At 59.5% G+C, this 21824-nt stretch carries 16 protein-coding genes; 12 read left to right on the top strand and 4 right to left on the bottom strand.

From position 1 onward, the window contains the following. The first annotated feature begins 409 nt into the window (after positions 1-409). Positions 410-4087: a DNA-directed RNA polymerase subunit beta gene (gene rpoB / locus ACTQ4R_RS12175; RefSeq protein ID WP_441629059.1), complete on the top strand. Its 3678-nt coding sequence runs from the start codon at positions 410-412 to the stop codon at positions 4085-4087. Between the two features lie 56 nt (positions 4088-4143). After that, the gene (rpoC, locus tag ACTQ4R_RS12170; protein WP_441629057.1) at positions 4144-8091 is read left to right on the top strand and encodes a DNA-directed RNA polymerase subunit beta'; all 3948 of its coding nucleotides are present in this window, start codon (positions 4144-4146) and stop codon (positions 8089-8091) included. 54 nt (positions 8092-8145) lie between these two features. On the opposite strand, the gene ACTQ4R_RS12165 is transcribed toward rpoC, so the two are convergent. Continuing rightward, positions 8146-8517 (bottom strand): DUF3298 domain-containing protein, encoded by a 372-nt coding sequence (locus tag ACTQ4R_RS12165; RefSeq protein WP_441629055.1) that lies wholly within the window; start codon positions 8515-8517, stop codon positions 8146-8148. 240 nt (positions 8518-8757) lie between these two features. Here ACTQ4R_RS12165 and ACTQ4R_RS12160 point away from each other — a divergent pair, with 240 nt between their 5' ends. From ACTQ4R_RS12160 to cls, 8 genes are all read left to right on the top strand, one after another. Next, positions 8758-9003, top strand: coding sequence for a ribosomal L7Ae/L30e/S12e/Gadd45 family protein (locus ACTQ4R_RS12160; RefSeq protein WP_441629053.1), 246 nt, complete (start codon positions 8758-8760; stop codon positions 9001-9003). Between the two features lie 97 nt (positions 9004-9100). Further along, entirely contained in the window at positions 9101-9517 is a 417-nt protein-coding gene (gene rpsL, locus ACTQ4R_RS12155; protein ID WP_441629051.1) for a 30S ribosomal protein S12, read from the top strand. Positions 9518-9656: 139 nt separating this feature from the next. After that, positions 9657-10127: a 30S ribosomal protein S7 gene (rpsG, locus tag ACTQ4R_RS12150; RefSeq protein WP_326202326.1), complete on the top strand. Its 471-nt coding sequence runs from the start codon at positions 9657-9659 to the stop codon at positions 10125-10127. Between the two features lie 15 nt (positions 10128-10142). Beyond that, the gene (fusA, locus tag ACTQ4R_RS12145) at positions 10143-12272 is read left to right on the top strand and encodes an elongation factor G (RefSeq protein ID WP_441629048.1); all 2130 of its coding nucleotides are present in this window, start codon (positions 10143-10145) and stop codon (positions 12270-12272) included. A gap of 103 nt (positions 12273-12375) precedes the next feature. Beyond that, positions 12376-13578: an elongation factor Tu gene (gene tuf / locus ACTQ4R_RS12140; protein WP_441629046.1), complete on the top strand. Its 1203-nt coding sequence runs from the start codon at positions 12376-12378 to the stop codon at positions 13576-13578. Positions 13579-13780: 202 nt separating this feature from the next. Further along, a complete protein-coding gene (locus ACTQ4R_RS12135; RefSeq protein WP_441629044.1) occupies positions 13781-13936 on the top strand; it encodes a hypothetical protein in 156 nt (51 codons plus the stop codon). A 24-nt stretch (positions 13937-13960) separates the two neighbouring features. Then, the gene (locus ACTQ4R_RS12130; RefSeq protein ID WP_441629043.1) at positions 13961-14614 is read left to right on the top strand and encodes a CatA-like O-acetyltransferase; all 654 of its coding nucleotides are present in this window, start codon (positions 13961-13963) and stop codon (positions 14612-14614) included. A 25-nt stretch (positions 14615-14639) separates the two neighbouring features. After that, positions 14640-16220 (top strand): cardiolipin synthase, encoded by a 1581-nt coding sequence (cls, locus tag ACTQ4R_RS12125; RefSeq protein WP_441629041.1) that lies wholly within the window; start codon positions 14640-14642, stop codon positions 16218-16220. Between the two features lie 36 nt (positions 16221-16256). Here cls and ACTQ4R_RS12120 read toward each other — a convergent pair whose 3' ends face one another. The 3 genes from ACTQ4R_RS12120 to ACTQ4R_RS12110 all read right to left on the bottom strand — a co-directional run bounded on the left by ACTQ4R_RS12120 (position 16257) and on the right by ACTQ4R_RS12110 (position 18922). After that, on the bottom strand, positions 16257-16601 hold the full coding sequence (locus ACTQ4R_RS12120) for a hypothetical protein (protein ID WP_441629039.1): 345 nt from the start codon (positions 16599-16601) through the stop codon (positions 16257-16259). Continuing rightward, entirely contained in the window at positions 16598-16951 is a 354-nt protein-coding gene (locus ACTQ4R_RS12115; RefSeq protein WP_441629037.1) for a PqqD family protein, read from the bottom strand. Before ACTQ4R_RS12115 ends, ACTQ4R_RS12120 begins: the two co-directional genes overlap by 4 nt. A 78-nt stretch (positions 16952-17029) precedes the next feature. After that, positions 17030-18922: an OPT family oligopeptide transporter gene (locus tag ACTQ4R_RS12110; RefSeq protein ID WP_441629035.1), complete on the bottom strand. Its 1893-nt coding sequence runs from the start codon at positions 18920-18922 to the stop codon at positions 17030-17032. 305 nt (positions 18923-19227) lie between these two features. Here ACTQ4R_RS12110 and ACTQ4R_RS12105 point away from each other — a divergent pair, with 305 nt between their 5' ends. Beyond that, entirely contained in the window at positions 19228-20661 is a 1434-nt protein-coding gene (locus tag ACTQ4R_RS12105; protein ID WP_441629034.1) for a DUF1576 domain-containing protein, read from the top strand. A 136-nt stretch (positions 20662-20797) separates the two neighbouring features. Continuing rightward, positions 20798-21772, top strand: a complete 975-nt coding sequence (locus tag ACTQ4R_RS12100; RefSeq protein WP_441629032.1) for a metal ABC transporter substrate-binding protein — start codon at positions 20798-20800, stop codon at positions 21770-21772. Positions 21773-21824 lie beyond the last annotated feature (52 nt).

Raw genomic sequence — 21824 nt, 5'->3', positions numbered from 1 at the left:
ACGATTCCGCGATCCAGTTTCCCTCGTTCCAGCATCTTTCATCACCCATGCTTATTTTACCATATAAATGCGATAAAGCCCAGCTATGCTGGACTTTTTCGACAGCCTGAAACTGCCTCCGTCCCGCGGGACGGAGGCAGTTTTATTTTATAGGGATGGACACAAAAAAATCCCCTTGACAGGGGAAAAACGGCGTGGTAAAATTAATCGCTTATATGATGAGAATGGATAGATATCCACTCTCATTTCTATGGTTACAATAGCACATTTCCCAGGACAATGCAATAGCGAAGCGTGAGATTTATAACAACAACGCCGTGTGTATCAAACTCTTCGCTGCCGACTGAACAAATAACATGTGTCCGCCGCCGGACAGGGCGGGGGCCGCAGAAGAAAGGTGAATGAGAAGATGGCCAAAGACAAGTACTACGGAAAGACCCTTCGTAAGAACTTTGCCCGGCACGAGGAAGTCATGCCCATGCCGAACCTTCTGGCGATCCAGAAGAAGTCTTACCAGGAGTTTTTGGACACCGGCCTGCGTGAGGTATTTGCCGACGTGGGCGCGATCACGGACTATCAGGGCAACCTGGAGCTGACCTTCATCGACTACAAGATGGACGAGGCACCCAAGTATGACGTGGAGGAGTGCAAGGCCCGGGACGCCACGTACGCCGCCCCCTTGAAGGTGAAGGTCCGCCTGCGGAATAAGGAGACCGAGGAGATCAAGGAGCAGGAGATCTTCATGGGCGACTTCCCCTTGATGACCCACTCCGGCACTTTCGTCATCAACGGCGCCGAGCGCGTGGTGGTCTCCCAGATCGTCCGTTCTCCCGGCGTGTACTACGGCAAGGAGATCGACATCAAGACCGACCTGCCCATCCTCACCTCCACCGTCATCCCCTACCGGGGCGCCTGGCTGGAGTATGAGACCGACGCCAACGAGGTGTTCTGGGTCCGCATCGACAAAAACCGCAAGCTGCCCATCACCTGCCTCATCCGCGCCCTGGGTCTCAAGACCGACGCGGAGATCCTGGATATGTTCGGCGATGATCCCCGCATCGTTGTCACGCTGGAGAAGGACCCCTGCAAGAACTACGAGGACGCCATGCTGGAGATCTACCGCAAGCTGCGTCCCGGCGAGCCCCCCACGGTGGAGGCCGCGGAGACCTTGATCCACAACCTGTTCTTCGATCCCCGGCGCTACGATCTGTCCATCGTGGGCCGCTACAAATTCAATAAGAAGCTGTCCCTGTGGCACCGCGTGGCCGGCTACAAGCTGGTGTACCCCGTGGCGGACCCCGCCACCGGCGAGATCCTCTTCGAGGAGGGCCACCTGCTGAGCAAGGAGGACGCCCGCCTGCTGGATACCGTGGGCGTCGCCGAGGTCACCATTGATGTGGAGGGCGCGCCTCTGAAGGTCATGAGCAACCGCATGTGCGACCTGAAGCACTATGTGGACTTTGACCCCTTGGCTGAGTGCGGCATCAAGGAGCGGGTCCGCTTTGAAGTGCTCCAGGAGCTGCTGGGCCAGTACTCCGGCGAGGAGCTGAAGGACCAGCTGCGCCTGCACAAGGATGACCTGGTGCCCAAGCACATCATCATCGACGACATCCTCACCTCCATTAACTATATGAACGGTCTGGCCAGGGGCATCTCCGTCAAGGACGACATCGACCACCTGGGCAACCGCCGCCTGCGCTGCGTGGGCGAGTTGCTGCAAAACCAGTTCCGCATCGGCTTTTCCCGCATGGAGCGGGTCATCCGGGAGCGCATGACCATCCAGGACCTGGATGTGGTCACCCCCCAGAGCCTCATCAACATCCGGCCCGTCACCGCCGCTATCAAGGAGTTCTTCGGCTCCAGCCCCTTGAGCCAGTTCATGGACCAGACCAACCCCCTGGCCGAGTTGACTCACAAGCGCCGCCTGTCCGCCCTGGGCCCCGGCGGCCTCAGCCGCGAGCGCGCCAACATGGAGGTCCGTGACGTCCATTACAGCCACTATGGCCGTATGTGCCCCATCGAGACTCCCGAAGGTCCTAACATCGGCCTGATCTCCTATCTGGCCACTTATGCCCGCATCAACGAGTACGGCTTCATCGAGGCCCCCTACCGGGCCGTGGACAAGGCCACCGGCCATGTGTCCGACGAGATCACCTATATGACCGCCGACGAGGAGGACAACTACATCGTCGGCCAGGCCGTCGAGCCGGTGGATGAGAACGGCTGCCTCGTCAACGCCCGTATCACCGCCCGCCACCGGGACGAGATCGTGGAAGTGGACCGGGAGAATGTGGACTATATCGACATCTCCCCCCGCATGATGGTCTCCATCGCCACCGCCATGATCCCCTTCCTGCCCAACGACGACGCCAACCGCGCCTTGATGGGCGCCAACATGCAGCGCCAGGCTGTGCCTCTGCTGCGTCCTCACGCTCCCATCGTCGGCACCGGCATGGAGCACAAGATCTGCATCGACTCTGAGATCGTGGTCCTGGCTGAGGGCGACGGCGTGGTCACCAGCGTGGACGCCCGCCATGTCACCGTCAAGTACGACAACGGCGAGACCAAGGACTACAAGCTCACCAAGTACCTGCGCTCCAACCACACCACCTGCATCAACCAGCGCCCCATTGTGGACGTGGGCGAGCGGGTCCACGGCGGCGACGATCCCACCGTCCTGGCGGACGGCCCCGCCACCGAGCAGGGCGAGATCGCCCTGGGCCAGAACATCCTGGTTGGCTTCATGACCTGGGAGGGCTACAACTACGAGGACGCCGTTCTGCTGAACGAGCGCCTGGTGCGGGAGGACCTGTACACCTCCATCCATATCGAGGAGTACGAGATCGACGCCCGCGACACCAAGCTGGGACCCGAGGAGATCACCCGGGATATCCCCAACGTGGGCGAGGATGCCTTGAAGGACCTGGACGAAAACGGCATCATCCGCGTGGGTGCCGAGGTCAAGTCCGGCGACATCCTGGTGGGCAAGGTCACCCCCAAGGGCGAGACCGACCTCACCGCCGAGGAGCGCCTGCTGCGGGCTATTTTCGGCGAGAAGGCCCGGGAGGTCCGCGACACCTCTTTGAAGGTCCCCCACGGCGAGGCCGGCATCGTGCTGGATACCAAGGTGTTCACCCGTGAAAACGGCGACGAGCTGGGCCCCGGCGTGAACATGGTGGTCCGGGTCTATATCGCCCAGCGCCGCAAGATCCAGGTAGGCGATAAGATGGCAGGCCGCCACGGCAACAAGGGTGTTGTCTCCCGGGTGCTGCCCCAGGAGGATATGCCCTTCCTGCCTGACGGTACGCCGCTGGACATCGTGCTGAACCCCCTGGGCGTGCCTTCCCGTATGAACATCGGCCAGGTGCTGGAGGTCCATCTGGGCTACGCCGCCCAGAAGCTGGGCTACAAGGTGGCCACCCCCATTTTCGACGGCGCCACTTACAGCGATATTCAGGACCTGCTGAAGGAAGCCGGTCTGGACCCCGAGGGCAAGAGCGTCCTGTACGACGGCCGCACCGGCGAGCCCTTCGACAACAAGGTCACCGTTGGTTATGTTTACTTCCTCAAGCTGCACCACCTGGTGGATGATAAGATCCACGCCCGTTCCACCGGCCCCTACTCCCTGGTCACCCAGCAGCCTCTGGGCGGCAAGGCCCAGTTCGGCGGCCAGCGCTTCGGCGAGATGGAAGTCTGGGCCCTGGAGGCTTACGGCGCTGCCTATACCCTGCAGGAGATCCTGACCGTCAAGTCCGACGATGTGACGGGCCGTGTCCGCACCTACGAGGCCATCGTCAAGGGCCACAATGTGCCCCAGCCCGGCGTGCCCGAGTCCTTCAAGGTCCTGGTGAAAGAGCTGCAGTCCCTGTGCCTGGACATCCAGGTGCTGGACGCCGATGGCAACACCATCGAGCTGAAGGAGGACGAGGACGCCATGGATACCTTCAACCTGGCCCGCATGGACGCGGACGACGACCGTCACCGCAGCTTTGCCGAGGATGCCGAGTTCCAGGATTCCGGCTTTGACATCGAGGACGCCCCGGAGGATGCCGGCGCCGATATGGACGCTGACTTCGACGACGAATGATCCAGAAGCATTCGTCACACTGAACATTCTGGATCATTGAAGGAGGAAATCGCAATATGATGGATAACAATACCGGCAACAACATTGCCTTTGACGCGATCAAAATCGGCATGGCTTCCCCGGAGCAGATCCGTGAGTGGTCCTACGGCGAGGTCAAAAAGCCCGAGACCATCAACTACCGCACTTTGAAGCCCGAGCGGGACGGTCTGTTCTGCGAGCGTATCTTCGGACCCACCAAGGACTGGGAGTGCCACTGCGGCAAGTATAAGAAGATCCGCTACAAGGGCAAGATCTGCGACCGCTGCGGCGTGGAGGTCACCCGGGCCAAGGTCCGCCGTGAGCGCATGGGCCACATCGAGCTGGCCACCCCCGTTTCCCACATCTGGTATTTCAAGGGCATTCCTTCCCGCATGGGCCTGCTGCTGGACATCAGCCCCCGCATTCTGGAGAAGGTGCTGTACTTTGCCAACTATATCGTCGTTGATCCCGGCGAGACCCCGCTGATGAAAAATCAGATCCTCTCCGAAAAGGAGTACCGGGACTACCGGGAGAAGTATGAGGACGACTTCCAGGCCGGCATGGGCGCCGAGGCCGTGAAGAAGCTGCTGGCCACCGTGGGCCTCAGCCCCGAGGACAGCACCCGCAAGATCCAGCTGATGGAGCAGCGGGACGAGCTGATCGCCAAGCGCTGCGCTGCCGAGGAACGGGGCGGTGCCCTGTCCGACGCCGACCAGGAGAAGTTGGACGCCCTGGAGGCGGAGCTGGAGACCTTCCGCGGCCTGGACACCCTGTCCGCCCAGCTCCACGCCGAGCTGAAGGAGGCTTCCGGCCAGAAGAAGGCTCGCATTGTCAAGCGCCTGGAGGTGGTGGACGCCTTCCGCATCTCCGGCAACAAGCCCGAGTGGATGGTCATTGACGTGCTGCCTGTCATCCCCCCCGAGCTGCGCCCCATGGTGCAGCTGGACGGCGGCCGGTTCGCCACCTCTGACCTCAACGACCTGTACCGCCGGGTCATCAACCGCAACAACCGCCTCAAGCGCCTCATTCAGCTGAACGCTCCCGACATCATTGTCCGCAATGAAAAGCGCATGCTGCAGGAGGCTGTGGACGCGCTGATCGACAACGGCCGCCGGGGCCGTGCCGTTACCGGCGCCAACAACCGGGCCCTCAAGTCCCTGTCCGACTTGCTCAAGGGCAAGCAGGGCCGCTTCCGCCAGAACCTGCTGGGCAAGCGCGTGGACTACTCCGGCCGAAGCGTTATCGTCGTCGGCCCCGAGCTGAAGATCTACCAGTGCGGTGTGCCCAAGGAGATGGCCGTGGAGCTGTTCCGCCCCTTCATTATGAAGAAGCTGGTGGAGGACGGCACCGCCAACAACATCAAGTCCGCCAAGAAGATGGTGGACAAGGGCGTCACCGAGGTTTGGGATGCGCTGGACGTCATCATCAAGGACCATCCCGTCATGCTCAACCGCGCCCCGACCCTGCACCGACTGGGCATCCAGGCCTTCGAGCCCGTGCTGGTGGATGGCCGCGCACTGAAGTTGCATCCCTTGAACTGCACCGCCTTCAACGCCGACTTCGATGGCGACCAGATGGCCATTCACGTGCCTCTGTCCGCCGAGGCCCAGGCTGAGGCCCGCATCCTGATGCTCTCCGCCAACAACCTGCTGCGTCCCCAGGACGGCGGCCCCGTCACCGTTCCCACCCAGGATATGGTGCTGGGTTCCTACTATCTGACCATGGACCGCATGGGCAAGGCGGAAAAGGGTGCCGAGACCATCTGGTGCGAGGACGCCGGCGAGACCGGCCTGCCCGCCCAGTCCGTGGTGGACGCCGAGGAGTTCCTGGCCGCCAACGAGCAGGCCAAGGCCGAGGGCAAGCGTCCCGCCACCTACAAGCCCCTGCACTATTACGCCAATGAGGACGAGGCCCTCATGGCATACAATGAGGGCGTTATCGGCCCCCACTGCCCCATCGGTGTCCGGGTGACCAAGACCATCGACGGCGTGGAGCGTTCCAAGGTGGTGGAGGTCACGCCCGGCCGCATCATTTTCAACCACAACCTGCCCCAGGATCTGGGCTTTGTGGACCGCAGCGACCCCGAGAAGGCGCTGGATTACGAGATCACCTTCACCTGCGGCAAGAAGCAGCTGGGCCAGATCGTGGACCGCACCATCAAAAAGCACGGCTTTACCATGGCCGCCGAGGTGTTGGACGCCATCAAGGCCACCGGCTACAAGTACTCCACCCGCGCCGCCATCACTGTCTCCATCGCGGATATGACCATTCCTCCCAAGAAGTACGAGATGGTCGCCGCCTCCGAGCAGGCAGTGCTGGACATTGAAAACCAGTATAAGATGGGCTTCATGACCGACCACGAGCGCTACAAGCAGGTGGTGCAGGTCTGGGAGAAGACTACCAACGATGTTTCCGACGCTCTGCAGAAGAATCTGGACCGCTACAACCCCATCTTCATGATGGCGGACTCCGGCGCCCGTGGCTCCATGAAGCAGATCCGTCAGCTGGCCGGTATGCGCGGCCTGATCGCCAATACCGCCGGTAAGACCATCGAGATCCCCATCAAGGCCAACTACCGTGAAGGCCTGACCGCCCTGGAGTACTTCATCTCCAGCCGCGGCGCCCGTAAGGGCCTGGCCGATACCGCTCTGCGTACCGCTGACTCCGGTTACCTGACCCGCCGTATGGTGGATGTCTCCCAGGAGGTCATCATCCGGGAGGAGGACTGCCATGTCACTCACGGCATCAAGGTCTCCGAGATCAGCGAGAACGGGCAGGTCATCGAAAAGTTCTCCGACCGTATCCGGGGCCGTTTCCTGGTGGGCAATGTGGTGGACGCCGAGACCGGCGAGGTCCTGCTGACCTCCGACCGCATGATGCAGGAGAGCGATGCCAAGATCCTGGAGTCCCGCCACTGGGTCCAGGAGAACTTCCGGGAGGGCGACCGCTGCGAGTTCGACCCCGCCAGCGACGAGCATCCCACTGTTATGATCCGCACCGTCCTGACCTGCAAGGCCCACAGCGGCGTGTGCGCCAAGTGCTACGGCATGAACCTGGCTACCTCCAAGCCCGTTGGACCCGGCGAGGCTGTCGGCATCATCGCCGCCCAGTCCATCGGTGAGCCCGGCACCCAGCTGACCATGCGTACGTTCCACACCGGCGGCCTGGCCGGCGGCGACATCACCCAGGGTCTTCCCCGTGTTGAGGAGCTGTTCGAGGCCCGTAAGCCCAAGCGTATGGCCACGCTGTCTGAGATCGGCGGCAAGGTCCGCTTCGAGGAGGCCACCAAGGGCAGCCTCTTGAACATCATCGTCACCGCTGACGACGGCGATACCCGCACCTACGCGGTGCCCCACACCGGACTGCAGGTGAAGGACGGCGACACCATTGAAGCCGGCACCCAGCTGACCTACGGTGCGTTGAATCCTCACGACGTGCTGCGGATCCGCGGCGCCGACGCCGTGTACAACTACCTCATCCAGGAAGTTCTGCGCGTGTACCGTCAGCAGGGCGTTGACATCAACGATAAGCACATCGAGGTCATCGTCCGCCAGATGATGCGCAAGGTCCGCCTGGAGGACGCCGGCGACACCAAGCTGCTGGACGGCTCCATGGTGGATGTCCTGGAGCTGGACGACGCCAACGAGGAGATCGACCGCCGCAACGCTGCCGGCGAGCGCCGGGAGGACGGCGAGCCTCTGCGCCATGCCGTGGGCACGCAGCTGCTCATGGGTATCACAAAGGCCTCTTTGGCTACGGATTCCTTCCTGTCCGCCGCCTCCTTCCAGGAGACCACCAAGGTCCTGACCGAGGCTGCCATCAAGGGAAAGGCCGACCGCCTGGTGGGCTTGAAGGAGAATGTCATCATCGGCAAGCTCATCCCCGCCGGTACCGGCATCCAGGCCTATCACACGTTTGCTGAGGAGCTGGTCCCCGATGCGGCGGCCGGTTCCAACGCGGATGAGGTCTCCGTTCTGGAGAACTGAACGCTTTGAAGCAATAAAGAAAGAGGACCGCCGCAGCGGTCCTCTTTCTTCCTTTTAAGGACGGGGGATGCGGAAAGACTGCTCCCCGTGGCGTTCGTCAGTAACGGTGCCGGCGGGGAAGAGGATGACGACGTTTCCGTCCTCGTCAAGCCGGAAGTCCGTGGTCTCGTCAATGGCGGCGTAATCCGTCAAGGGAGCCTTTTCCGCAATGGGGAAGTAGACAACAGCGGGGTCCTTGTCCATGCGGTTGCCCATCTGCATGGTAATGGTCTCGGTAATGTAGGCTTGATAGTCGGCGCCGCAGAGCGTTTCCAGCGTGTCGCCGTCATCGCCGGAGACAATTTCTCCCTTGTCCGCGGCGGCGCCGCAGGCGGTCAGTGACAGCACAAGGACCAGAAGAGCGGCCAGGGCAGCAAAACGTTTCATAGAAATCCTCCTTATTTAAATGTTCTATTTGATAGACGAAAATGGAGGAGAGAAAGTTTGCGCCGGATGGATGCATCAAAAAATGAAAAAAAGCCGGATAAAAACAACGGATTTTGTGAAAGAGGAAAAATAAAAATCCATTTTTCGGAAGTACTTGACGATTTGACGGCGACATGTTATAATTCCAACTTGCGCGGACATATTCTGCGAATTTTGCCATGCATTTCAGGAGGAATCCCTGTGATCACGGAACTTGCTTCTCAAGAGAAGGTCATCGGCGTGAAGCAGTCCCGCAAGGCGATCCGGGAGGGACGGGCCTGCCAGGTGTATCTCGCCTGTGACGCCGACCCTGCCATCACCGATCCGGTGGCTGACGGCTGCAGCCGCGCCGGTATCCCAGTGGAAACAGAATACACCATGGCCCAGCTGGGCAAGGCCTGCCGCATCACGGTGGGGGCCTCTGTGGTGGCTGTTCTGGCGGAATGAAAAATGGTTTTTTCGGAATAGCTTCCGGGCTTTCCGTAAAAAATAAAGGCTGTCGCCTGTGGCGGCTGCCAAAAATATGAAAGAAAGGAGAACATCAATGCCTACTTTTAACCAGCTGGTCCGTAAAGGAAGAGAACAGGTTACCTTCAAGTCCACTTCTCCCGCTCTGCAGTTCGGTCTGAACACTCTCAAGACCAAGACCACCGATCTGCCTTCTCCCCAGAAGAGAGGCGTCTGCACCGCCGTGAGAACCGCGACCCCCAAGAAGCCCAACTCCGCTCTGCGTAAGATCGCCCGTGTGCGTCTGACCAACGGCTATGAGGTCACCGCCTACATTCCCGGCGTGGGTCACTCCCTGCAGGAGCACTCCGTCGTCATGATCCGCGGCGGCCGTGTCAAGGACCTCCCCGGCGTCCGTTACCACATCATCCGTGGTACGCTGGATACCCAGGGTGTCAATGGCCGTATGCAGAGCCGTTCCAAGTACGGCGCCAAGCGTCCCAAGCAGAAGTAAGTTCTGCAACATTCTGAAAGTTTGCCGAATAGGTTTATATATACGAAGGTACAGACCTCTTTGGCAGGCATTCACGGAAGGCGTTATGCCTTTTGAGTACCTATGAGATCATAGAATAATTATGAAGGAGGGAAGCATAGTGCCCAGAAGAGGTAATGTTCCCAAGAGAGAGGTTCTGCCCGATCCCGTATACGGCTCTGTGCTGGTGACCAAGCTGGTCAACAGCGTGATGCTGGACGGCAAGAAGGGTGTGGCCCAGAAGGTGGTTTACGCGGCCTTCGACCAGATCAAGGAGAAGACTGAGAAGGATCCCACCGAAGTATTCACCCAGGCTATGGAAAACATCATGCCCAGCCTGGAAGTCAAGGCCCGCCGTGTCGGCGGTGCCAACTATCAGGTCCCCATGGAGGTTCGTCCCGCCCGCCGTCAGACCCTGGGTCTGCGCTGGCTGACTGCCTACGCCCGGGCCCGCAGCGAGCGCACCATGGCTGAGCGTCTGGCCGGCGAGATCATGGACGCCGCCAACAACACCGGCGCCGCTGTCAAGAAGCGCGAGGAAGTCCACAAGGCTGCCGAGGCCAACAAGGCTTTCGCACACTTCCGCTGGTAAGTTAGGAGAAACAGTATGCCGAGAAAAACACCTCTTGAAAATACCAGAAATATCGGCATTATGGCTCACATCGATGCTGGTAAGACGACGACTACCGAGCGTATTCTGTACTACACCGGCGTGAACTATAAGATCGGTGAGACCCATGATGGTACGGCTACCATGGACTGGATGGCGCAGGAGCAGGAGCGTGGCATCACGATCACCTCTGCCGCTACCACTTGCTATTGGGAGGGCTCCGCTAAGTTCTTCCCCGAGGGCAAGGGCCGCAAGTTCCCCAAGACCCGTATCAACATCATTGATACCCCGGGCCATGTGGACTTCACCGTTGAAGTCCAGCGTTCCCTGCGCGTGCTGGACGGCTCTGTGACCGTGCTGTGCGCCAAGGGCGGCGTGGAGCCCCAGTCTGAGACTGTGTGGCGCCAGGCTGATAACTACAAGGTCCCCCGCATGATTTACGTCAACAAGATGGATATCATGGGCGCGGACTTCTACAACGTCCTGCGGATGATCGATGATCGTCTGAAGTGCAACGCTGTGCCCATTCAGCTGCCCATCGGCGCTGAGGATACGTTCCGCGGCATCGTTGACTTGATCGAAATGGATGCTGACATCTATTATGACGATCTGGGCAACGATATGCGCGTGGAGCCGATCCCCGAGGACATGGTGGATCTGGCCAACGAGTATCACGAGAAGCTGATGGATGCTGTCTCCATGTTCGATGACGAGATCATGGAGATGTATCTGGGCGGCGAGGAAGTGCCCCAGGAGAAGATCCGGGCCGCTATCCGCAAGGCCACCATCGCCAACGAAATGGTCCCCGTTGTCTGCGGCACCTCTTATAAGAATAAGGGCGTGCAGAAGATGCTGGATGCCATCGTTGACTATATGCCCTCTCCCCTGGATATCCCCCCCATCAAGGGTGTCAACCCCAAGACCGACGAGGAGGAAGAGCGTCCTTCTGATGATAACGCTCCCTTTGCCGCTCTGGCTTTCAAGATCATGACCGACCCCTATGTGGGCCGTCTGAGCTTCTTCCGTGTGTACTCCGGTCACTTGACCACTGGTTCCACCGTGCTCAACAGCGTGAAGAACCAGAAGGAGCGCATGGGCCGCATCCTGCAGATGCACGCCAACCACCGGGAGGATATCGAAGAGGTCTATGCCGGCGATATCGAAGCCGCTGTTGGTTTGAAGAACACCACCACCGGTGATACCCTGTGCGATGAAAAGCACCCCATCATTCTGGAGTCCATGGAGTTCCCCGAGCCCGTTATCCGCGTGGCTATCGAGCCCAAGACCAAGGCTGGCCAGGAAAAGATGACCATGGGCTTGATCAAGCTGGCCGAGGAGGACCCCACCTTCAAGACCTACACCGACGAGGAGACCGGCCAGACCATCATCGCCGGCATGGGCGAGCTGCATCTGGAGATTATTGTCGACCGTCTGCTGCGTGAGTTCAAGGTGGAGGCCAATGTCGGTGCTCCCCAGGTCGCCTACAAGGAGACCATCAAGAAGGCTGTGGACCAGGAGACCAAGTACAAGCGCCAGAGCGGCGGTTCCGGCCAGTACGGCCACGTCAAGATCAAGGTGGAGCCCAACGAGTCCGGCAAGGGCTATGAGTTTATCAACGCCGTTGTGGGCGGCTCCATCCCCAAGGAGTTTATCCCCGCTGTCGACGCCGGTATCCGCGGTGCTCTGAACGCCGGTGTTGTGGCCGGCTTCCCCGTTGTGGATGTGAAGGTCACTCTGTACGATGGCTCTTATCATGAGGTCGACTCCTCTGAAATGGCATTTAAGATCGCCGGCTCCATGGCCTTCAAGGAGGCTATGCGCAAGGCTGATCCCGTGCTGCTGGAGCCCATCATGAAGGTCTCTGTCATCGCTCCCGATGACTACCTGGGCACTGTGATTGGTGACTTGACCGCTCGCCGCGGCCAGATCCTGGGCCAGGAGGCCCGTCCCGGCGCACAGCAGGTGGACGCTCTGGTGCCTCTGGCCAACATGTTTGGCTATGCCACTGACCTGCGTTCTTCCACCCAGGGCCGTGGCCAGTACACCATGGAGCCCCACAGCTATTGCGAGCTGCCCAAGAACCTGCGCGATAAGATCGTGGAGACCCGTACGAAGTCCCAGGGCTAATTCGGGTATTGATTTTCTTCACAATATACTGTAAAATAAGCAATGCTGAATATTTTTCGCGTTGCACCAAAGGTATTTTCTAAATTGTTAGGAGGATTTTCAAATGGCTAAGCAGAAATTTGAAAGAACCAAGCCCCATGTTAACATCGGCACCATTGGTCACGTCGACCATGGTAAGACCACTCTGACCGCCGCTATCACCAAGTGGCTGTCCCTGCAGGGTAAGGCTCAGTTCGAGGCTTATGACAGCATCGATAAGGCTCCCGAGGAGAAGGAGCGCGGCATCACCATCAACACCGCTCACGTTGAGTATGAGACCGAGGCTCGTCACTATGCCCACGTTGACTGCCCGGGCCACGCCGACTATATCAAGAACATGATCACCGGCGCTGCCCAGATGGACGGTGCTATCCTGGTCATCGCTGCTACCGACGGCCCCATGGCTCAGACCCGTGAGCACATCCTGCTGGCCCGCCAGGTGGGCGTGCCCGCGATCGTTGTGTTCCTGAACAAGTGCGACCAGGTGGACGACGAGGAGCTGCTGGAGCTGGTGGAGATGGAAGTCCGCGAGCTGCTGAGCACCTACGAGTTCCCCGGCGACGACATCCCCGTCATCAAGGGCTCCGCTCTGAACGCCCTGATCTCCGAGTCCAACGATCCCGCCGCTCCCGAGTATGCCTGCATCAAGGAGCTGATGGACGCTGTTGACTCCTATATCCCCACTCCTCCCCGCGATGACTCCCTGCCCTTCTTGATGCCCGTCGAGGACGTCTTCACCATCTCCGGCCGTGGTACCGTTGCTACCGGCCGTGTGGAGCGTGGTATGCTGAAGCTCTCTGAGGAAGTCGAGATCGTCGGCCTGACCGAGGAGAAGAAGAAGACCGTCGTTACCGGTATCGAGATGTTCCACAAGCTGCTGGACTTCGCCGAGGCCGGCGACAACATCGGCGCTCTGCTGCGTGGTGTTGACCGTCAGGGCATCGAGCGCGGCCAGGTTCTGGCCAAGCCCGGCTCCATTCATCCCCACACCAAATTCAAGGGCCAGGTCTATGTCCTGTCCAAGGACGAGGGTGGCCGTCACACTCCCTTCTTCAACAACTATCGTCCTCAGTTCTATTTCCGCACCACCGACGTTACCGGCGTCATCACTCTGCCCGAGGGCGTTGAGATGTGCATGCCCGGCGATAACGTCGAGATGAGCGTTGAGCTGATCACCCCCATCGCCATTGAGAAGGGCCTGCGTTTCGCTATCCGTGAGGGCGGCCGCACCGTTGGTTCCGGCGCTGTCACCGAGGTTGGCGAATAATCCAGCCTGCTGAAAGCTGATAAAAAGGGCTGCCGCGCAAGCGGCGGCCCTTTTTGCGTTCGAAGGCCGCCCGGGGCCCCGCAATGCGGGGCGGGCCGAAGGCCCGTACAAGCGTTTTGCGAAGCAAAACCTTGGCGCAAGGGGGAATTCATTTCACCCGTGCAAGTGAAATGAAGAAGGGGACCCCATTTGGCCGAGCCAAATGGGAAATGGCCGCAGCGTTGGTGACCATGCTGTCACCGAGGTTGGCGAATCATCCAGCCTGCTGAAAGCTGATAAAAACACATCCACCGGCTACGCCGGTGGATGTGTTTTTGCGTTTGCTGCGGGTGGACTTTTTCCCCAGGAACTGCTATAATGCATAAAAAAACAGGAGGGTCATATGGACAATCTACCTGCGTATCGAAAAATTGATCTGGAAACTTGGCCCCGCCGTGAGCACTTTCATTACTACCGAAATGTGATCAAATGCGGGTATTCCTTGACAGCGCGGCTGGACGTGACGGCAGCGCTGAAGCGGGCCCGGCGGGAGCATCTGCGCTTTTACGGCTGCTTTTTATACGCGGCGGCGAAAACAGTCAACAGCATGGATGCCATGCGAATGATGGTCCCGCCGGAGGGGGGTGTCGGCGTGTGGGAAACCTCCAACTTGAACTTTACGGTATTCCATCCGGAGGATGAGACTTTTACCGATCTGTGGATGGAATATTCCCCTGCATTTGAGGACTTTTACCGGGAGTTTAGCCGGGTGGTGGAAGCCTATGGAGATTGCCGGGGCATTAAGGGCCGTCCTGGACAGCCGGCGAATTTCTTTTGTATCAGCTGTCTGCCTTGGCTGGACTTTACCGGCTGCACTACCCATTCCGTAGGAGAGCCGGCACTGTTTCCCATCATTGACTTTGGAAGGTTTACGGAGCAGGATGGACGGTATACGCTGCCGGCGACGGTGACCATCTCCCATGCGGCGGCGGACGGCTACCACACCAGCCTGTTTTTCAAAAAGCTCCAGGAGAACCTGGATGCCTTTGAGAGCTGAGGAAGGCCACGGAGAAGGAGTGTTCATGGAAGAAAAAGATATGGAAAGCATGGGGATGCGCTTGCTGGAAACAGGCCGCAGGGGCATTATCCGTGCCGTTTTCAGCCGGATGGGACTGGTGATCCTGCTGCTTTTGGTGCAGGTGGCTTTCCTCTTTTGCGGATTTTACTGGTTTGAGGAATTCCTTCCCCACATTTTAGGCGGTACCGTCATTTTCACAGTGACCATGGTGGGCGTCCTGCTGAACAGCTCCACAGATCCTACCGCTAAAAATACCTGGCTCATCGTCATGGCGGTGATGCCGGTGTTCGGCGCCCTTTTGTACCTGTACACCCAGAGCAACGTCGGTCACCGGGCGCTGAAAAAGCGCCTTGCCCAACTCATTGAGCAGACAAAGGACAGCATCCCCCAGGAGGAGCAGACGCAGGTGAACTTTGAACAGGAGGAACCAGGCGCCGCCGCTTTGGCCCGATATATCCGCCGCAGTGGCTGTTACCCGGTGTACGGCGGGACGGCAGTGACCTATTTTCCCTCCGGCGAGGCAAAATTTGCCGAGCTGCTGCGGCAGCTGGAGGAGGCAAGGGACTTCATTTTCCTGGAGTATTTTATCGTGGACGAGGGCCTTATGTGGGGCCGTATCCTGGAGATCCTGGCCCGCAAGGCGGCGGAGGGCGTGGATGTGCGGGTGCTGTACGACGGCACCTGCGAGTTTTCCATATTGCCCCACGACTATCCCAAGCGGCTGCAGGCACTGGGGATCCGGTGCAAGGTGTTCGCGCCGATTTCCCCTTTTATTTCCACCCATTATAACTACCGGGACCACCGGAAGATCCTGGTCATCGACGGGCACACCGCTTTCAACGGCGGCGTGAACCTGGCGGACGAGTACATCAACCATACCCAGCGCTTCGGCTACTGGAAGGACGCTGCCGTTATGCTGCAGGGAGAGGCGGTCCGCAGCTTTACCCTCATGTTTTTGCAGATGTGGAGCATTGACGAGCGGCAGCCGGAGTTTGACCGCTTTTTAAAGGCCCCCGCCCAGCCGGCGGAGAATGCCCGAGGCTTTGTCCTGCCTTACGGAGACTGTCCTTTAGACAGCGAGAAGGTGGGGGAGATGGTATACATCGACATTTTGAACCGGGCCCGCCGGTATGTCCACATCATGACGCCCTATCTGATTTTGGACGGCGAGCTGGAGACCGCCTTGAAATTTGCCGCGGAGCGGGGGGTGGAGGTATCGCTCATTCTGCCGGGTATTCCGGACAAGGCGGCACCCTACGCCCTGGCAAAGACCCACTATTCGTCCCTGCTGGCCTCCGGAGTGAAGATCTATGAGTACACGCCCGGTTTCGTCCACGCCAAGGTGTTCGTCAGCGACGACCATGAGGCGGTGGTGGGCACCATCAACCTGGATTACCGCAGCCTGTACCACCACTTTGAATGTGCCACCTATCTCTGCGGCACCGGCTGTATCCCAGACATCGAGGAGGACTTTCAGACCACCCTAGCCCAGTGCCGCACCGCCACTATGGAGACACTGCGCAAGGAAAAATGGACCCGGAAGCTGGCGGGCTTTCTGCTGAAAGCTGTGGCGCCCCTGCTGTAAAAGCAAAATCCCCTGTCCAAGCGGACAGGGGATTTCTTACGGTTTTCTCTTGTAGCGGCCATTGCCCGCCGGCTGAATATACTGCTGGTCCAGCAGGAAAGCAATGACCTGTCCGCTGACCTTGGCGGGGTCCTGGACTGTCAGCCGCTTGCGGGACCAGAACTGCCGCACCGTCACGCCGGTGATCTGGGCCTCCACCTCCCGGACCGTGATGGTCTCATGTTTTTTCAGATACTTCAGCACCCGGCTGCCGCAGGCGTTCAAAAGTGCCCGGGTCATGTCCTCCTGCTGCCCAAGAGACTTTTTTAGGCCCCAGACGTACAAAACGGCTGTGACCGCGGCGAACAAAAGCACTCCCAGGAGCATCTGCATTGCAGTCATGGGCGCTCCTTTCCGGCGAAGCGGATGAAGCCGTTGTTCCGCAGGATCTGCATATACTTCACCAAACGGTCATAGAGCGGCTCCGCCTGCTGGCCAAACTCTGCCTTCACCAGCTCCGCGATCTGGCCTACCGTCCGCGTTCCGTCAATGTGCCGGAAGATGAAGCTGCCCAGCTCGTCCAAGTCGATGTGGCTGACCCGGGGACGGTGGAAAATTTTCTGAGCGATCCAGGCGTAAAAGCCCCGGTGGACCATATGGATGGTGACCCTGCCGTCCGCATCCGCGTCCCAGCTGTTCTTCTCCGAGATCACCGGGATATAATTTAAAAAGTTTTCTTGTTTTTTCGCCATAAATATCCTCCGTTGTAAAAACTGGGCTATATACCATAGTATATAGCCCAGTTTCGCATTTGGCAAACGGAATATCGTTTACTTCTGATCCTTCAGAGCCTTGTTGGCAAAGAGGACGATGGTGGCCAGCAGGCCGCCGAAGAGCACCAGACCGCCGATGTTGCCCAGGTTGATTATGCCGGACAGGTCCAGATTCCAGCCCAGGACGGCGAACACAGCCAGCAGGATGCCAACCACACCCTCGCCGGCGATCATGCCGGAGGTGTACAGGATGCCGGACTGGATGCAATCATTCTTGGCCTTTTCAGAGGCATATTTGCGCTTTTCCATGGCCAGACGCACCAGGCCGCCGGCCATGATGCCCGCATTCAAGTGAATGGGCAGGTAGATGCCGATGGCCACAGGCAGAACAGGCAGGCCCAGGATCTCCATGGCCACGGCGATAAACACGCCGGTGAATACCAGGGCCCAGGGCAGGTTGCCGCCCATGACGCCCTCAATGACCATCTTCATCATCATGGCCTGGGGGGCACCCAGCTCCTCGGAGCCAAAGCCCCAGGCGGCGTTCAGCAGGTACAAAATGGCGCCGATGGCCACGGCGGAAACACATACGCCGATGAGCTCACCGATCTGCTGCTTCCGGGGCGTGGCGCCCAGCAGGAAGCCGGTTTTCAAATCCTGGGAGGTGTCGCCGGCGATGGCGGCGATGATGCAGATGACGGAGCCGATGGCGATGGCGCCCACCATGCCGGAAGCGCCGGTGGAGCCGGCGGCCTTCAGGGTGATGGTGGCGATGAGCAGCGTGGCGATGGACATGCCGGACACCGGGTTGTTGGAAGAGCCGATGAGGCCCACCATCCGGGAAGAGACCGTGGCGAAGAAGAAGCCAAACACCAGGATGATGAGGGCGCCGATCAGATTGACGGGGATGCCGGGGAACAGCCACATGAACACGGCGATGCCCAGGCACACCAGAAGGACCACCTTTATGGACAGGTCCTGCTCCGTGCGCAGCGTGCCGGCGCTGCCCTTGCCGTAATCCTTGAAGGCGGCGGCGAAAGTGCGCACGATCATGGGCAGGGATTTGATGAGGCTGATGATGCCGCCGGCGGCCAGGGCGCCGGCACCGATGTAGCGGATGAACTTGCTCCACAGGTCCCAGGTACCGCCGGTGGCCCACAGCTCCGCCACGCTCACGTCAGCGGGGTAGATGACAAGATCGCTGCCGAACAGGGCGATCATAGGCATCAGCACGAACCAGGCGATGGTGCTGCCGGCGAACATGTAGGAGGAAATGCGGGGTCCGCAGATGTAGCCCACGCCGGCCAAGGCGGGCAGCACATCCACGCCGAAGCCGGAGCCCTTGTAGGCGTCGATGGTGTAGTCCACCTCACTGGGGAACAGCTTGAGACCGTCGGCCACGAACTTGTACACGGCGGCAATGCCCAGGCCCCAGAACACGGTGGAGGCCTTGGCACCGCCCTCCTCACCGGCCATGAGGACCTCGGCGCAGGCCTTGCCCTCGGGGTAGCCCAGGGTGCCGTGCTCCTTGACAATGAGGGCGCTGCGCAGGGGGATCATCATGAGGACGCCCAGCACACCGCCGAACAGGGCAATGAGGCCGATGTCGATGAGGGACGGCATGTCGCACAGGCCGTCCGCCGCCCACATGAACAGGGCGGGCATGGTGAAGATGGCGCCGGCGGCCAGAGATTCGCCGGCGGAGCCGATGGTTTGGACCATGTTGTTTTCCAGAATGGAGTCCCGCTTGAAAATGAAGCGGATGACGCCCATGGAAATGACCGCCGCGGGAATGGAGGCGGAAACGGTCATGCCAACGCGCAGGCCCAGGTAAGCGTTGGCGCCGCCGAACACCACGGCCAGGATGGCGCCCAGGATCACGGAAAACACGGTGAACTCAGGCACGACCTTGTCTGCAGGAACAAACGGCTGGAATTTCTTTTCTTCCACGTTTTTTTCTCCTTTGAAAGTATGTCTGCTTGTCAAAAACTGGATAAGTCCCTCTCTCACGAACAAGCATCTTTCCAATTATACGCGATGCAAGTATATATGTCAAGGTATACATGGATTTACCGGGAAACTCCATCTGGCTTCGTCGCAATATGACAATGCGAAAACAGAACATGGGTGATGAAAAGACAGCATCCCGGCGTCGAAAACTGTAAACTTTTTTCGCTGGCTGGAATTGACAGTTGCCCGGATGGGGGAGGAGAGGTATAATATAAACAAAAAATTAACGAAAAGGGGGAGAATATTTGCAAAAGCGATACGATAAAATTTTTCCCGGGACCATCTGCTTTTCCCTTGGGCTGATGCTGCTGGGTGTGCTGATGGACGACGCCTCCCAGATCCCCGCAGGTCTTTTCCGCATCGTCACCATGCAGGACCTGCTTATTACCGATTACGTATACATCGCCGGCCCCGGCGCGGCGCTTGTCAACGCGGGGCTGGTGACCATCATCTCCATCTGCATCATCCGTTTTTCGGGAGACCCGTACAATGGTTTTACCATCGTGGAAATGGGATTGATGGCTGGCTTTTCCCTGTTTGGAAAAAATGTGCTCAATATCTGGCCCATTATCCTGGGCACCTGGCTCTACGCCCGTTACCAGCGGGAGCCGTTTTCCAAGTACGCCTCCGTGGCGCTGCTGGCCACATCCCTGGCTCCGCTGGTCAGCTATATGGCCCTGGGCAGCATTCACGCGAGCATCCCCTTGGGCATCCTCACCGGCATCATCATCGGCTTTATTCTGCCGTCCCTGTCGGCGTATACGTACAAAATTCAAAACGGCATGAACCTCTACAACATGGGGTTTGCCTGCGGCCTGTTCGCCATGATGGTGGTGCCCATTTTGACGGCTTTCGGCGACAAGCCGGATTCCGTGCTCTACTGGGCGGAGGGCTATAACAAGACGTTTATCGTCATCCTGGGCATCATGTGCGTCAGCGCCATCCTGCTGGGCCTGTTCGCCACGTCGGTGCCTCCCTGGGCGGTTTGGGCCGGATACCGGCGCCTGCTGTCCACCACCGGTCGCGCCCCCAGCGATTATCTGCGTATGTTTGGTGCCGGCCCCGTTATGCTGAACATCGGCTTCAACGGCATCCTGGGCATTTTGTATGTCCTCATCATCGGCGGCGACCTGAACGGTCCCACGGTGGGCGGTATTTTTACCATTATGGGCTTTTCCGCCTTCGGCAAGCATCCGTTCAACATTACGCCGGTGATGATAGGCGTGGCTCTGGGCGCCTACGGTATGCATTATACGCCGGATTACCCCGCCCTCCAGCTGGCGGGCCTGTTCGGCACTACCCTGGCACCCATCGCCGGCCATTTCGGCTGGCCCTTCGGCATCCTGGCGGGCTTTATCCATTCCGCCCTGGTGCTGCAGACCGGCAGCCCTGTGGCGGGACTGAACCTCTACAACAACGGCTTTTCCGGCGGTTTGATCGCCATTGTCCTCTATCCCACCATCACAGCCATCTGGAAGCACCGCCGGCCCACCCTGCGGGACGAGGATTACTACGACCTGTTTGAGGAGAGCGCGCCGATCGATACATCCTTCTGGCGGACAAAGCGGTCGGAGGGTACGCACCATTCCACCCATGAGATGCATCCCCAGCATCTGGACCGTGACGGTCCCAATTCCCGTATGAGCGATGACGTACCGGAGGAGAGCGAAGTGGACTAATGAGCCGGAACGGAAAAAGGACGCTGTTTCAGCGTCCTTTTTTCTGCTTGGACGGCAGGACCCGGGTTGCAATTTTGGCTGGACTGTGCTATATTGAGCAATTGAAAATGATTCTCAAATTATAAGGAGCCATCCAGTGAAAAAAGTTTTGACCATGGTGTTTTTGGGGTGCCTGCTGCTGAGCGGCTGCGGGCAGAAGGCGGCGCCGGCGGACCCGGACCGGCTGCAGATCGTGACGACGGTGTTTCCCGCCTATGATTTTGCCCGGGCGGCGGCCGGAGACCGGGCGGAGGTGACGCTGCTGCTGCCGCCGGGAGCCGAGAGCCATTCCTATGAGCCCACGCCGGCGGATATTCTGGCGGTGCGGGACTGCGACCTGTTCATCTATTTAGGCGGCGAGTCCGACGCCTGGGTGGATACCATTTTGGAGGCCGTGGAGCCCACCGGCACCGTCATGAAAATGGTGGACTGCGTGGAACTGCTGGAGGAGGAAGAAGTGGAGGGCATGCAGTCCCTGCCGGGACACGACCACGATCACGGGGACCACGACGACCATGAGGACCACGATCTGGGCCGTGTGAAGGAGTATGACGAGCACGTGTGGACCTCTCCCCGCAACGCGGAGGCCATCACCCTGGCGGTAGGGGAGCAGCTGGCGGCGCTGGACGGGGAACACGCCGCGGCGTACCGGGAAAACGCCGCCGCCTACGGAGCGGAGCTGCGGCGGCTGGACGGGGAATTTGCCGCGTTTTTTGCTTCCCTGCCGGAGCGGACCATTGTCTTTGGTGACCGCTTCCCCCTGCGGTACTTTGCGGAGGAATACGGGCTGGATTATTACGCCGCCTTCCCCGGCTGCAGCACCCAGACGGAGCCGTCGGCGGCCACCATCGCGTTTTTGACGGACAAGGTGCGCGCGGAGGGTATCTCCACCGTGTGGTATATTGAGTTTTCCAACCATTTGGTGGCGGACAGCATTGCCGAGGCCACCGGCACGAAAACGGCTATGTTCCACACCTGCCACAATGTGTCCAAGGCGGAGCTGGAGGGCGGCGCCACCTATGTTTCCTTGATGGAGGGGAATCTGGCGGCCCTGGGGGAAAACCTGCCGTGACCCTTGCAAGGGCCTGGTAAATTTGCTATCCTAAAGAGCAAAGCAAGGAGGC

The sequence above is a fragment of the Dysosmobacter sp. Sow4_B12 genome (assembly GCF_052116665.1).
GTDB lineage: Bacteria > Bacillota > Clostridia > Oscillospirales > Oscillospiraceae > Oscillibacter.
The sequence above is the reverse complement of the archived record's forward strand: the minus strand, read 5'-3'. Positions and strand labels throughout refer to the sequence as shown.